At 35.6% G+C, this 15,411-nt stretch carries 12 protein-coding genes and 1 pseudogene; 1 reads left to right on the top strand and 12 read right to left on the bottom strand.

From position 1 onward, the window contains the following. On the top strand, positions 1-609 hold a 609-nt coding region (locus OZZ83_RS10230; protein ID WP_278023916.1), incomplete at its 5' end, for an IS66 family transposase. Positions 610-1,258: 649 nt separating this feature from the next. Here the strand turns inward: OZZ83_RS10230 and OZZ83_RS10240 are convergent. The 12 genes and pseudogenes from OZZ83_RS10240 to OZZ83_RS10295 form a co-directional block, all read right to left on the bottom strand. Continuing rightward, positions 1,259-2,020, bottom strand: coding sequence for an oligosaccharide flippase family protein (locus tag OZZ83_RS10240; protein ID WP_278023800.1), 762 nt, complete (start codon positions 2,018-2,020; stop codon positions 1,259-1,261). An 8-nt stretch (positions 2,021-2,028) separates the two neighbouring features. After that, entirely contained in the window at positions 2,029-3,138 is a 1,110-nt protein-coding gene (locus tag OZZ83_RS10245) for a hypothetical protein (RefSeq protein WP_278023798.1), read from the bottom strand. 22 nt (positions 3,139-3,160) lie between these two features. Then, positions 3,161-4,165: a polysialyltransferase family glycosyltransferase gene (locus tag OZZ83_RS10250; RefSeq protein ID WP_010718199.1), complete on the bottom strand. Its 1,005-nt coding sequence runs from the start codon at positions 4,163-4,165 to the stop codon at positions 3,161-3,163. Position 4,166: 1 nt separating this feature from the next. Continuing rightward, a complete protein-coding gene (locus OZZ83_RS10255; protein ID WP_010718200.1) occupies positions 4,167-4,922 on the bottom strand; it encodes a WecB/TagA/CpsF family glycosyltransferase in 756 nt (251 codons plus the stop codon). A 277-nt stretch (positions 4,923-5,199) separates the two neighbouring features. After that, positions 5,200-5,889 carry a sugar transferase gene (locus tag OZZ83_RS10260; RefSeq protein ID WP_278023810.1) on the bottom strand — a complete coding sequence of 230 codons (690 nt, stop codon included), beginning with the start codon at positions 5,887-5,889 and terminating at the stop codon, positions 5,200-5,202. 98 nt (positions 5,890-5,987) lie between these two features. After that, a pseudogene (locus OZZ83_RS10265) lies at positions 5,988-6,751 on the bottom strand (tyrosine-protein phosphatase). A gap of 27 nt (positions 6,752-6,778) precedes the next feature. Next, positions 6,779-7,477, bottom strand: a complete 699-nt coding sequence (locus tag OZZ83_RS10270) for a CpsD/CapB family tyrosine-protein kinase (RefSeq protein WP_278023796.1) — start codon at positions 7,475-7,477, stop codon at positions 6,779-6,781. 1,036 nt (positions 7,478-8,513) lie between these two features. Next, positions 8,514-9,425 carry a conjugal transfer protein gene (locus tag OZZ83_RS10275; RefSeq protein ID WP_278023795.1) on the bottom strand — a complete coding sequence of 304 codons (912 nt, stop codon included), beginning with the start codon at positions 9,423-9,425 and terminating at the stop codon, positions 8,514-8,516. A gap of 16 nt (positions 9,426-9,441) precedes the next feature. Next, complete coding sequence (locus tag OZZ83_RS10280; RefSeq protein WP_010754258.1) at positions 9,442-10,449, bottom strand: bifunctional lytic transglycosylase/C40 family peptidase; 1,008 nt, start codon at positions 10,447-10,449, stop codon at positions 9,442-9,444. After that, complete coding sequence (locus OZZ83_RS10285; protein WP_278023793.1) at positions 10,446-12,569, bottom strand: FUSC family protein; 2,124 nt, start codon at positions 12,567-12,569, stop codon at positions 10,446-10,448. The genes OZZ83_RS10280 and OZZ83_RS10285 overlap by 4 nt, the downstream gene beginning before the upstream one ends. 4 nt (positions 12,570-12,573) lie before the next feature. Next, a complete protein-coding gene (locus OZZ83_RS10290; RefSeq protein WP_278023791.1) occupies positions 12,574-15,021 on the bottom strand; it encodes an ATP-binding protein in 2,448 nt (815 codons plus the stop codon). Next, positions 15,008-15,397, bottom strand: a complete 390-nt coding sequence (locus OZZ83_RS10295; RefSeq protein ID WP_081185903.1) for a conjugal transfer protein — start codon at positions 15,395-15,397, stop codon at positions 15,008-15,010. The genes OZZ83_RS10290 and OZZ83_RS10295 overlap by 14 nt, the downstream gene beginning before the upstream one ends. Positions 15,398-15,411: the final 14 nt, after the last annotated feature.

The following is a 15,411-nucleotide window of genomic DNA, read 5'->3' on the forward strand; positions in this document are numbered from 1 at the left end:
TATAATGCCGTGGAAAGTGTACGACTTGTCTATTGTTTCGCGCATGTTCGGCGGAAATTTTTCGAAGCAATTCCAAAAGGAAAGAAAAACACGGATATTCCCGCAGCTCAAGCAGTCAAACAATTGGATAAATGGTTTGTCCTAGAAAAGAAATGGAAAGACTTTTCTCCTGAGAAGCGATTAAGCTGTCGGCAACAAGAACTGCGTCCATTATTTATTGCTTTTTATGAGTGGATGGCAACGATAGATCCTGTTGCAAAATCCAAGTTGGATGCAGCCGTTCAATATGCGTGTAAACTACGAAGTGGTTTTGAACCTATTTTTGAAGATGGTCGTTTAGAACTCACAAATAATCGTGCGGAGCGAAATATCAAAGAGCTGGTGATAGGACGGAAAAATTGGTTGCATTCCACAAGTCTTGAAGGAGCACGAACTTCAGGAATCATTCTGAGTGTATATAAAACAGCAGAACTTAACGGATTGAATCCTGTAAAGTATCTAGAGTTTCTATTTGATAAGATACCAAATCTTCCCGTACTTTCAGCAGAAACTTTAGATCAACTGTTGCCTTGGAACAAGGATGTACAACAACATTTTTCTCGTAACTAAAAACGTCAAACATTCCCGATTCTATTCTATAGGTCGGGTTATTTGACGTACAGGTACTGTTCTATGGGGCGCTTACCTAATAACAGAGTATATCTTAAGATTAGATGGTTAATGACTAAATGTAACACAACAGAAAAAATAATCATGAAAACAATAATAAACCATATTTTAGAAGTGTTAAAAAGTTGTCGATTTGTAATTTTTTTTGCCATAAAATAATGAAATAGAAATAGTAAGAAATACGTGACAACTGTAGTATACCCTGCCGCGATAATCCCCAATTTTGGTATAAAAACAATATTTAACCCAATATTAACAATTGCACTTGCCACTGTTCCTAAAGCTATATAAGTTGTCTTCTTTTCATAAAACTCTACGTTAACAGGTAAGCTATATAAAAATTGAAAAAAATACCCTAGTGAAATTGGAATTACTAATGACAAACCAGAATAGTATTCTTCAGGCGCCATAATTCGAGCTAAATCAACAGATCCGACCATTACAACAATAGATAATACGGTAAAAGCTAATAAATAGTAATTACTTACTTTTTTAATATTAGTATATTTTTTTATTCATTTCGCCATAGAACCATGGAACCCATGCATTATTAGTAGACTGCCAAACTACATTCAAAATAATTCCGATATTACTTATATAAGAGTAAATCCCTGCTTGTGAGGCTCCCAGAGATGAATTGATCATTCATTATTCTACCAAATTGTGCTAGCATTACATTAGACAAAGTATGAGGAATAAGTGGTAATGAAATCTTAAGTGCATATTTCCAATATGATATATCAATTAATTTTTTTCCTTTAAACATTATTATCATATATAAAATTACAGCTATTATCCCTAATCCCAGAGCACCTCCGAGAGCTCTACCTAAGTACTTATTACTTTGTAATAGTGTTTGCATTAACAAAACAGAAATTCCTACATTTAATGTAGTGGAGATTAGAGACAAGGCTAAATATTTAAAATGTTCAAAATGAATTGTAAAATAAGCCTGTACATAAGCAACAAGAAAAGTAGAAAAACTCTGACTTAGCATTAAATTAAACACTAAAGGATTCATATCAAAAATACTGTTTCTGAATAAAAACATGATATTCCCTAAAAATACAAAAATCAAAAAACTACTAGTTGCTAAAAATAAGACACTAGATAAAAACTCCTTAATTTCATCACGATAATCAAAACTAGCATTATTAACACACGAATTTAAACTCAATCCAACAACTAGAGAAAAGATTGAAACAAAAGAAGTAAAATTATTAATTAGTCCATATTCAGCTTGTGAAGTAATATTAACAAATATTGGAATCGTAACAAAAGAAATTCCTTTAATAAAAAAATTACCGATTGTATACCAGAAACTAGATCTTATTAATTTTGATTTTTTCAAGGTTGTAATTATAATATTTCAACTCCTTTCTGGTTGACAATAAAACTACTTAATTCATTCTCTGAATGAATTAAGTAACTCCAAATTAAGAAAGTATAGGTTAGACCTAGTGGGAATAATAGTAAATTATGAAAATTGGCTACCACTATTATTCCCACTATTGCAATATTGAGTCTTCTATAAATTAATTTAACAAAAGCAGCTAATAAACCAAAAAAGAAAATCCCAAAATCATAAGCAATCGCTAAAAAATCAAAATGTACTGGGAATTTCATCCCAACAAGCCCACTAACTAAGTTATATGCTGAGCCAGCACCATTCCCAATAACAATTCCTACTGGATTTGCAAAATAGTTTTTAACCAAATTAGAGTATAAGAAAAGCCGTGTACTGTTACTCTCCGTACCATTATCCCGTTGATTCAGTATCTCAGTTAAAATTTGATAAAAATATGGAACAGAAATGATAAGAAGAGATATCAAGGCAAATCTTAGAAAAAAATTACGATTATTATATAAGCGTTTAGATATAACTATTACAACGTACATTAACGCATACATCAATACACTTCGAGATTCAGAACTATATATTAAGTAAAAGCTAAGAAAAGTATACGGAATAATACTAAATATTTCCCGTATATCTTGGTGGCGATAATGTTCAACTAACAAAATCAAAGATAAACAAATAATTACTGAGAAATTGGTTGGACTTGTCACAAAGAAACCCGAACCTCTTTCGGAAAAACTTCCATTTTGAAAAATCATTTGTGAAATAAATCCATTAATTATAATACATTTTGATAAAAATACTATTGAATTTAAAACAATCTTAGAGCAAAAAAAGATAATTGATATATCTAATAAATACCTGATGCTTTCCGAAAAGACAGAATTCCTATATAGAATATTTAATCCTATTCCTGTTATTAGCAATGTAAATAAAAGCAATTCTTTTGTAGTAAATTGAATTTTAAATAAAAATAATCCTAATAAAAATAATAAAAAGAAATATATAGATATATATACATTGTAGACTCCAGATACTTGACCAGAATGAATATAAAGCCGCTCATTTAAAAAAAATATAATTGATAAAAACACAATAATTTGATACAAGTAACAGCTCTTTATTTTCATTTTAAAATTCCTTACTCATCTCATTAATTTTATTTATAACGTTATTAGCATTAGGGACATCAAAGAATGACTCACAAACGTTTAGTTTCTTGATGGCGGGAACAGAAAATACTCCGCTCGTATTCACACTGATTGCTAAATCAAATTTAACTAAAGTAATTCTAAATAGCTCAGATGGAACAAATTGGTTTATTTTTTCTATACTTTTTTCAAATTCGTAGATTGTGGTGTCCAATGGATGTTTTTTTAAAATAACTTTATATCCCTTAATAACTAATATATTATACATATGATTAAATACTTCTTTTTTTTCCGTCTCTTTAATATAGTTTGTCTCTGAAAGAGGTTGAGTCATTAATAGAGCAGTTTTACCACTTTTAGCTAGATTCTCCAATTCCTTAGGGAAATCAAAAAAATCAAGAACAAACTGTTTGTTTTTTTTGCTAATTACTAATTTATCCAGATTTTTAACAATAGAGTAATTAATAGCTTTTTTTTGAATATTTTCTTTGAATTTTTTTCTATCTGTCAAATAAAACTCTTTTACTTTCTCTTTATCTACAAAATCATATTCAATTCTATAAATTTTTTCTCTCAATAATCGCTTCAAGTAGGAATCTTGAGGATACTTATAAACTAGTTCTGCATCTTCTATACAGATAACAGATTTAGATAGTTTAAAAAAAATATTTGAAGAAAAAAACAAGCTATTTGGATTCCAAGTATAAGTAATCAATCTAAATTTTTGATTAATTATTTTTTTATACATCAGATAATCAACTAAATAACCTAGGAAAGATCTATCTAACGATGAATTTCTTTTAACGATTTGAATATCAATAAGATAGTTAAAAATATCAATATTTTTCTTTCTTTCCTTATAAAAATTGTAAATATCTTGATTATAAGTTTCAAAAAAAATTATTGCGCTATTTTTTCTTTGAGGTATTAAAGAGAACGCTGATAGCATATGTAATGGTGTCCCACACATGTATACATCTATCATCTTATAAAAACTCCTTATTAAATTTATGTTTTATTAATAAAAGACCAAAGGACATGTTTCCGTAAAAATACCTTCTAAAAAGTCTTTTGGGTTCCTGTAAAAATCTATAAAACCATTCTAATCCAATTTTTTGCATCCATTTGGGAGCACGTTTAACATTTTCTGCATAGTAATCGAATAAACCACCACAAGTCATTATACATTTAACATTCAACTTGTGAAAATTATCATTTACCCATTTTTCTTGTAGGGGACACCCAAATCCAACAAATAAAAAATCAACATTTGCTTCGTTTATTTTTTTTATAATATTAGAAGAATCTTGAAAATCAATGCTATATCCATCATGGTGTCCAACAATTTCCAGATATGAGTATTCTGAAGAAAACTTTTCTGCTACCTTTCTCGCAGTATTTTTTTTTCCACCTAATAAGTAAACTTTTTTTCCAATAATCTGTTTATTTTCAATGTAAGCAAATAGATACGGAAATAAATCAGTTGTAGAAATTCTTTCGGAAGCTACTGGCATTTTTAAAAACTTTTGTCCATATATAATTCCCATACCGTCAACATAAACACTTCCATTAGAATTTTTCAAGATATCTCTATATTCGGAATCTTTCTGAGCAATTAAGTAACAATCTGTATTAATAGCAAAAAAGGCTTTTTTTTCAACATTATTAACAATCTCAGAGGTAAGTTGTTCCATACTTCCCAAAAACAAAGGAAAACTACCTAACAAATTTGAATTATTCATTTTACTTTCTCCATTGAATTTTATCAATTTAGTAATTATTCTAGTTCTTTTTTCAATAATTTCAGTAGAAAATATTTTTTACTAACAATCATCTAAATTTCTAAATAGTTCCTTCGTTCAACTTTAAACTGACAACTTAGTCTTTTCTTGATACTTATAAAAACCACAATCAATGAAAAAACAATAAACTATCTTATATTAAGTCATTCTTACACTCTAGTCACTATCGCTATTCGTTATTCTCGTTATTAAAAAAACACTTGGTACACTCACTAATTTAATATGCCCCATTCGGCTTAATCATTACTTTAATAGTTTTGAATATAATCTTGATATCATTCAAAGTACTACGATTTTGGATGTACTCCACATCGAAGTCCACCATTTCTTCAAAGCCAACTTCATTTCGTCCGCTGACTTGCCATAAACCTGAGCAACCTGGTTTTACCAATAACCCTTGCATGTCATGGGGAGAGTATTCAGCGACTTCTCTTTCCAAAGGTGGTCGAGGACCAATCAGACTCATATCCCCTTTAACGACATTTAAGAGTTGAGATAGTTCGTCTAAACTGGTGCGACGAATCATTTTACCAATTTTGGTAACTCGAGGATCGTCTTTCATTTTAAACATAGCACCATCGATTTCATTTTGTTCCATTAGTTCTGCTAATTTTTCTTCAGCATCGATACACATAGAACGAAATTTATACATGGTGAACAATTTGCCATTGCGCCCGACCCGTGTTTGGGCAAAAACCACTGGCGAGCCAGGTTCTTCTTGGCGAATTTTATAAGCTACATATGCCATGAGCGGTGAAGCAAGAACTAATCCAACGGTTCCGCCAACAACATCAATTCCTCGTTTAACAAAATCATAGCCTTTTTGTCTTTTCAATTTTTCTTGATCGACCCATTGCAACTTAAAATACTGATCTTGGTAGTGCTTTTTTAAATCATCCGCCTTCATGATATAAAAAAAGTTTTCCGTCATCATCATTTATACTCCTACTGTTTTTCTCATCTCTCTATTTCCAAAAAATTTTATAAGTAACATCGTCAGCTCAACTAAAATAATCCAAACCGTTTCTTCTTAACTTCTGTATAATCTGGGTATGTGACCACATCCCCATTTATCAAATCTTTCGCCACTTGTTCCATAGCTTTGACTTTTTCTTCATCAAAGTCATGTCCGATTTGGTGAAAGGCTTCTTTCATTGCAAACGTTCTTTTTTTGATACCATGAGCGTCAGACGCCATCATCTGAACGAGGTTATGCTCAACCATCTGCTTTGCCGTCTTTTGGATGTCTTTACCAAAGACACCTATGTAGCTTGGAGCGGTGAGTTGCGCGAGGCACCCCATCTCCAAGTATGGAATAAGGCGATTGGGATCTTCACGAAACTTCGCATTTCTTTCCGGATGGACGATGACTGGCACCTTTCCCATATTTCGCAGCTTGAAAAAAGTTGCTCTGTATAGGCTAGGACATCCATCGTAGGAAATTCAATCAAAAGATAGGTATCTGCTAAATCTGTAAACAAAATCTGATCTTGTTGGATTTCTTCTACTAAATCCCCCGTAATCCGCACCTCTTGCCCTTCCAGTAGGGTCAGAGGGAGGTTACGACGATCGAGTTCCGCCTGGAGCTCAGTCACTTTATCGATAACCGCAGCTTTCGGATTCACATATTTCCCATTATTATGATGGGGGGTACACAAGATATGTGTGATGCCTTGGCTGATGGCTTTTTCTGCCATGGCAATGCTATCAGCTAACGTATCTGCCCCATCATCTACTCCCGGTAAGATATGACAATGAAGATCAATCATCCAATCTCCTCCTCAAATCAATTCAACTTAATTACCATAATAATAGTAGTAACCTTGGTCTTTCATATTTTGCGTGCCATTGTATACCACGCCTAATACTCGCGCTTGTACCATTTCCAACATATTTTTCGCATTGGTTAATGCATCTTTTCGCGTGACGTTTTCTCTAACAACTAGCAGTGTGCCGTCAGCTTTTGACGCCATAATCTGAGCGTCCGTCACGGCGACCACGGGTGGCATATCGAAAATAACAACATCATACAGGTGGCGTGCTTCCTCAATGACTTGGTTCATACGTACAGAGCCCAGTAATTCAGAAGGGTTTGGCGGCTTAGGACCACTTGGTAAGATGGCCAGATTTTCGATTCCGACTGTGCGCGCATTTTCCAAGACGCTTTGATTGGCACTCAAGACGAGGCTCAGACCGGTATCATTACTTAACCCAAATGTTTTGTGAACAGTTGGATTACGCATATCCGCATCCACCAAAAGCACACGTTGACCGGAACTAGCGAAAACTACGGCAAGATTCGCTGAAGTCGTGGATTTACCCTCTGATGGTCCAGAGGAAGTCACGAAGATGGTCTGAATTTTTTTGTCTGCTGAAGCAAACTGGATATTGGTCCGAATCGTCCGGTACTGTTCTGAGATTGGTGACGTTTTGTCTGCTAGTGTGATGAGACTGACGGCTACGACAGCTAGGCCTTTTGCTAAGGGTCTTCCCATCTAACTTTACTCACTCCCAAAAAATTATTATTTGTCACAATTGTTCATATTATACTATTTATACTATACTCAACTAAATATTTCCAAAGTATCCAAAAAAGTGTTTTTTGAAGCTATTTGCGATAAAGATTCAAAAAAACTAAGCATTGTACACTTTTAACTCTAGTGATGCACCAACTATAGTACGTTTCGCATAAACGATATTTTATCAAATTGGATAGTCAAAATATGACTACCTACTTCGATATGCAAAAAAACATAAAAGTATGAATCTATCAAATTATGCAGCATTCTGGAATAAACTAGTTAGCTGAGTACAAGTCTCTGGCTGTACTTAGTAGATTTTCCTGTTGTTACTATCATAATGGCCATCCAGAATTATTGCAAGTAGTATTTTCTGAGTTTTTTTCGAAAAAATGACTTTTCTATTTCCCGCAAAAAGAATCAGTAACTAGAAAAGTCACTCATAGATGTTGTTTAATGTAAGTGTGTAGGATAAGTCTGCCGAATAACTCCCGGCAGTAGCATCAAATTATGATTTTCAATTTTAGCACTAAGAGCGTACTGCTACATCCCAAGTCAAGGATGTAGTTATTCCCAATTTAGTGTTACCAATCCAAACCGATAGTAACTTATAAATATCCGTCAAATAAATTGACACTAAACTTAGGAGACAGTTTTATGAACAGATACAGATGCTTATTTCTTTTGTGAGTCTCTTTTTGATTTGCATACAAGAAAAAAGTGTTGGCAGAAAATCGGTTTCGATTTTCCACCAACACAAAATATTATAGAACCTTGATTTCATACGCATTACTTAGCCTTGCTCCACTAAATGATACAGATTAACTAGGACACTCGTATCATTTTCTCCTGCGGTTCCCTTCCAAAAAAACCATTAAATCAATATTAATCTCAGAAATTAATACTAAAAAACCGCATCATTTATGATACGGTTCCCCATGATTGATCCACCTTACTTGGTGAATTCACTCTACCAACAATAACATCATTCACCTATTATTCTAACTTGTTTTTATTCAGAGACAATAATTCTCCAATTTCCATCATTTTGTAATTCCAATTCATACTGAAAGTAATTCGTTACTTTTGATAGAGTATCAAGGTATTTTACATCAACTCTCACTTGAATACTTTTTTCATTTTGTGTATAAATTGGATTCACTAATTCCACAAATTTAAGATTCGAATTGATTGGTCGCATAACATCATTTTCTACATAATACTCAAGTTCTTTTTCTGATGCAGTTGGATAAAGCTTGAAAAATGTCTCTAAAAATTCAGTGATTTCTTCCGCTGTTTTGGCATCAATTTCTGAATCACTTGCCACTGGTTTTTCCACATACTTCACTTTTTCTGGTTTTCCAATCATCGTAGACAGACTCGTCACAATATGGTTGCCTTTTTTATCTTCAAATATCCTCACTTGATATGCAGAAAAAACCTGTTGTGTCTTTTTCCCCTCTGTAATCTTTTGCTCCACTAAAAATGAAATAACAAATTCTTCTGAGTGCTTCTCAACATCTAGAATTTTTACTACTTGAACTTCGGAACTAGTGGGAATATCCGCTCGAACCATATCTTGACTTAAAGTCACCCCTTCCTCAGTCAGATATTGTTCAAGAGTAGTCATTCTCTTTTCGATGGCTTCTTTGTCATTCTTCCAAGAAAAATACTCCTTCGCAAAATCAATCGTAAAGTTCTCGACACCAGAAGTATTCACTATTTTTTCTTTCACAACCACTTTCTCATGAGTCGTGTGTCGGTCAATTGCTGTGAAATTTTTGTATATCCCAAAAGCGAGACTACAAAACAATAAAAACCAAAGGACAAGAACCATTTTTCGATGCTTGCCCACTGAAATTACTCGTTCTTTCTTCTTTTTTGGAGTCTTCTCCTTCTGACTTCGTTCAATTTTTATGTTCATTTTCCATTCCTCTTTTCTATTGTTTGTATCGACCGGCTCCGATAAGATGTTGCTGCCAATAGGGTTCGGTAAGATTCGTCCAGCCCACTGGATCTCCCGCATGGAACATCTGATTCTCTCCTGCATAAATGCCGACATGAGTCACGTAAGTACCAGCATCATAAGTTGAGTGAAAGAAAATTAAATCTCCTGGCTTGGCATCTTTTAGGTCAATATGACTCATGGCATCATACTGATCCTGTGCCACCCGTGGAAGTTTCAGACCAACTTTGGCATAACACCATTGAGTTAAGCCACTGCAATCAAAACCCGTTGCGGGACTTGATCCACCAAATACATAAGCCATTCCTTCATACTTAAATGCCTCGTCAAAAATCCCTTGGACTGTTTTATCATCAAACTGTATCGTGGTCAGATATTGTTTCACCAACAAACAATAAAACATATTTCCGTAGTTGTAGCGCCACCCGCCATTTTCTTTAATGGCGATTGGATTGGGGTAATCAACTTTTTGACCACCTGATTTTTCTTTTGAAAAGGATTCCGCCAAAGCAAAACTATGCTTCTTTCCATTTTTTGCGACATGATTTATATAGCCTCCACCATAATTATAGGCTTGGATGATACTATCTTGATCACAGCCTAACTCTTTAGCTCGTTTAACCAGAGAAGCAAAATAGAAACACCCTTGTTTAATGGATGCCTCGGTATCTAAAGAATTAGGTGGTAAGCCAGCTGATTCAGAGCTTTGCATCACGTCTTTTGCTGTACCACCCGACTCCACTTGAATAATCGCCAAAAGAATCGGTACATAATCTGAAATGTCCGATTCCTTGGCATACTTTTCTACCAGTGACCGATGTTTTAATACTTCTTCTGAGACACTACTGCCACCGGGAGAGGTACCAGAACTGTTGCTTCCTTCACTATCCTCACCAAATAATAAGCCAACACACATCAAGATGCCCATAAAAGAAATCGTCAGGATTGCCAACGAGATTGTACTCAAATTTCTTATGGTCATTTAGTCTCACCCGGCCTTAGTTTTGGAGGATGACTCACTCTTTTTTGTACTTTTCGATTGCCTGCTTTTGCAAGAATAGATCGCTTCTTCGCCTGTTGGATAGGAGTCACTTTTCTTACTGGTTGATTATTTTCTTTCGTACTCAATTTTTGATTTGAGAGTCTTCTTTTGATTTCAGGATTCGAATTCATTTTTACAATTCGATTGGCTGGTACATTCTTTGGTATCTTACTTTTCTGAGATTTGGATTCCTCTTTTATCGGAACATTGCTCCTACCTTTTCTATGACGATTTGCTGAATTTCCCAATACTTTCCGCTTTTCAGCCATTTTATCATCTCTACGTTGTCGTTGTTTTTCTCGCAACTCCGCTCGATTCGCTTTTTCTTGGACAAGTCCACGCTTGAATTCTTCTGGTGCTTTTTTCGTCTTTTCGATTTCTTTATGCAGATTGTATTTCAAATTAGTTGGTGTATTCCTTACTTGATCCTTTACTTGTTGTGCTTTGGCTTTTACCATTGATTGGGTATCTAGTACCTTGCCGATTTTTCTTCCGGCCAAATTCATTCGAGATTGTTTCTTATTTTTTGAGATTGGATTTTCCTTATTCGGGTCAAATATTACCTCTTTATTGTTAGATAATGATGGATTCTTTCGTGGAGAACAACCAGAAGACTTCGATCTGGTTTTTGATTGATCTTTTGCTAGTTTCCCACCAACTGCTGCACCACCACCAAAAGCCAATGTTCGCCCAACATTTCGATTAAGTTGCCGTAGTTTACGATTCATCAACATTTGCGGTTTCCGCATGACACGTCTGCCCATTGACTGGCTATCATTGCTTTGGAGGTTGAACATACTCATAATGTCCCCCAATTTGAAATAAATCCCGGCAAAAGTCACAATTTGCAGAAATGCTACCATAAAGAAGGGATAGGTCGCTGAAATATTGAAAAACATGGTAGAAATACTGAATGCCGTGGTGATAACCAAGGTCACTCCCGCTCGCATCATAATCGTATTGAATAAGCGAATAATCGCCTTTTTCCCCAAACTTTCATAAGTTGGCAACATCGACAATAAAAAGCTAATAGGTAGAAACATCGCAAAGATAATGAAGAGAATTTGTGAAAACAACATAATTCCTGTCAGAAGAAAGACAAAGAAGGAAATCCCAATATTGAACAGCACCAAAAAAATCACGGTCCCTAAGCGGCTCATGGTCTTGGTTATACTTAGATTCGCATTGTCATTGTCTTCAATCTCCGCTTTGACCGCTTCTTCCCGATCCTTGCCCTTGTTTTCATCCGGACTCACGAATAGAATCTTGTTGACCCAATCTTCGCCAATTTCCTCTATATTGGAATCATCAAATTGCAAGAGTAACCAAGGCTGCTGGACTTGAATTGAAAACAAACTATCCCGAATCAAATCCACGCTATCTTTTCCTTGGCTTTTTGAATTGGGTACAACAATCTCGGTCCCAAGGCTAAGAGCCGCTTCACTAACATCTGAACTAAAGTCATTAATTTTTGTGATATAGGTAGGCGCATACGCAATAAAAGAACCCGAAAGTAGAAAAATCATCACAAAATTAATCACGGCTCGAACTGCTTTCGTGGTTTCTCGTTTTAATAATCCGGTATACGCCACATACATCCCTAGAGCTAAAATCATCAATAATAGAAACCCAAAATAAAATCCGGAGGTCTGGAGTCCATTTTCAGTAATACCAGCCAATGTTTGGATATTCTTTCCAATACTTTCAGCCGTATCCGAAATGAAATCTAGTTTATAAGCTTCTTGAACCACATAACCCGTGGCGTTCGACAAATACAAACTCACCGTCCAAATGAAATTAGTAATGGCATAAAGACCATACATTACGCTCTTTCCTAAGCCATCGCCCCAATTCCACGGTAGCCAATCCCATGAACTATCCACAAAGAAATCCAACTGATAGTTACCAAGTGAATATTGGGAATAAAGATTTCCGGCTTCAACTGTATCATCAACCAGACCAGTTGCCTCAGCTATCGTACCGACTAAACTCAATAGAACTGTCAGAGTGATGATGCTAATAAAAACGATTCCCACAATCCGAAAAAGTTTCTTTTTCATCCCCTCACTCCATTCTCTCATGAATAGGTGGACGGGTATCAAAAGCATGGAAGAGTTCTTCAAAGACTGGATGAACTTGAACCACACCTACTCGCCCATACAAATCTTGCATTAAACACTGACCGTTTTCCAAATCTCTCAGGCGTTTTTGATTGCTTTCATCTTCTCGATCCAAGCCAAAGAATTCCAAGGTTTTCTTGATTTCATGAATATCGGTACTGCGAAACGCAAACTTCAACCCGATATTATTCTTCAAGCGTTCATCCAGTAAATCATCACTATTTTGCGTAACAAAATAAACTCCGGCATTCATGGCCCGCCCAGCACGAACGAGCTTATTCGATAATGTTTTTCCTTGTGCCACTTGAAGAAAACTCCACGCCTCATCCAAGTCCACTATCTTGAAAATTTCTCGGTTGCTATGGATGAAGTCCAAAGCAAAAGTGGAAATGACGATTAGCATAGAAACACTAAGCAACTCCATGGTGGTATATTCTTCAAAAGTGGTTTCTGCATCTGGTAAAACTAAATCCGCTACTTGAATGATATTTAACTGTTTATCTAAACTAATCGACTGGGTAATCGAACCATCTGAGAAAAGCAAATGGGCAAAATCATAATCGGTAAAGGACTCGATATGATCGGCGATATTTTCCGCAACTGTTGAGCCCTCTTTTCGAAGCTCATTAATAACTTGTAGTAACCCTCGTTGATCACTTTGAGTAACGGTTCGAATGGCTTTGCGCAAAACAGGAAACTTCTCCCCATCCCGACTAGAAATTCCTGTTAAAAAAGTCAGGATATCAATCGCTAGACTTTCTGAGTCTTTCTTTTTCTTCATGATGACATATGGATCAAGTAAGCCTTGATTTTCTGGCTTACTAGTCAAGTTGAGAATATTAATTTCATCCGCAATTTCTGGCAAGGTTTCTTTCCATCCACCACGTTCCCCTTTTGGATCGACAATCACAGCTTGACCACCAAAAAGGACGGCATAATAGACTAAGAGATTATTACTAAAGGATTTACCTCCACCAAGAGAACCAAGAAAAGCTGCGGCAAGTGCATTGGTAACTGACCCCTTTACCCCTTGTGAAGCCAATGCCGGTTTTAGATAAACATTGCGCCCCGTATCTACATTGTAACCAAAGTAAATGCCTTCCAATTCTCCTAACATTTGAGTGGCGCCAAAACCAAGTCCTGCTAAAAAATCAGACGTAACATATTGGATATAGTCATTCATATATCGCTTACTAGAAGGTAAGAATTCTTCATGTAGACCCATCATATCGCCAAAGGGCCGGACTAGTTTTACATTGGTATCGTCATAAAAATCCAAGACTTCGTCACAGCAGCGTTTTAGTTCATCAACTGATTCTGCACTCACTCGAACCACATAGCTCAATTTGTACATGGATTCCTTGGACTGATCCAAGGTGGTTTCTAGTTCATCTACTGAATCCAAAGCGTCCAAAACATTCGAATTGGTCTCATTGTCGGATTGATAGGCGTGGTTGTCTAAGTCTTTCAGTTCCTTTTTCTTGTTGCGAACGGTGGCAAGTGCCTTTTTATTGGTGACAATCTCTACATTCATACTCGTGTCGATAGGAAACGTGAATTGTTGTTGCTGGTAATAAAAAAGTTCCGAGGAAGGAAATTCCATCTCTCCCACAATCGTGTTGATTGTTAGATACGCGACATAAGACTCGTGATTTTCATGTTTAATCCGTAAGTAACGGGACTTTTCTTCAATCAAACAACGACTGGGACGTAATAAGTCATAACGTTTCACCAGCGTTTCTGATTTCAGCTTTTTCTTTGGCAGCTGAAATTCATATTCTTCAAATGGTGTACCTTTTTCACCATAGATATGTTCAATCAAGTAAGTCAGATCACTCGGTGTGACTCGTCTGACTTTAAATCTCCGAGCTAATTTACTTTCCATTAATTTTTCAAGCTTAGTATACCGGCGAATTTCTTCATTGGATAAAGAAACAAAATCCCCCATCAAATGATGATTCACCCCATAGACAAATTCTTGAATCCCAGAAAAGAAAGATTTTTTGAGACTTTTTAGATTGACCTCTTCATCTGTCGCAATCAGTTTGAAGCCAATAAAAAAGCGATAATCAATCTGACTATCGCCAATCATAGATACTAATGCATCTGTCTGTAAATCAATTCGTTGTAATGCAACTTCTTTGAGTCGCCCGGTAATCTCTTTCTTCGATCGTTCTTGCGTGGCCCGAATACTACTTTCTGTGGCAATTTGTAAGGCATGGATCTTGCCTTCTCTGTTCTGGGCAATCAATTGACGAAAGCTATCGTGTACTTGATATTTCTGTTCAGGTGATAAGAAGGAATAGTTATAAGGCACTAATTCATAGTAGGCAAAACACTCGCCTTCTTGGTTAAAGACAAGATTATTCTCGATATACTTAATCGGGTACATAGTTTACACTCCTTACCAAAGTGACAGGTTCATCCCATCGTTTCTTCTTTTCTTTGACTTTCTTTCCTGCAAAAGTAACCTTAAACCGCAAGTGATAACTGATAAAGGACCGTAAAAATCCCAATGGCTTCTTGCCGTCAAAGGTCTTTTGCGACATAAACCACATAACCGCCGCCGGTATGCCCAAGTATTTTAAAAAAGCCCCCTCTATCATAGACAGCGGAGGCACATGGGCAAATACGATGACAAACAGCAAGGACAAAACAAACCAAGCCATCTGGTTAAAGGTCACAGGAAAAGGCAGCTGAAAGTCATTAATCGCGTATATGACTTTTTCAACTGCCCAGATACTAGTATAACTTTTTATTTTCTTCATCAAATCATTCCTTT

It is taken from the genome of Enterococcus sp. E5-162, assembly GCF_035725965.1.
Lineage (GTDB): Bacteria > Bacillota > Bacilli > Lactobacillales > Enterococcaceae > Enterococcus_B > Enterococcus_B lactis.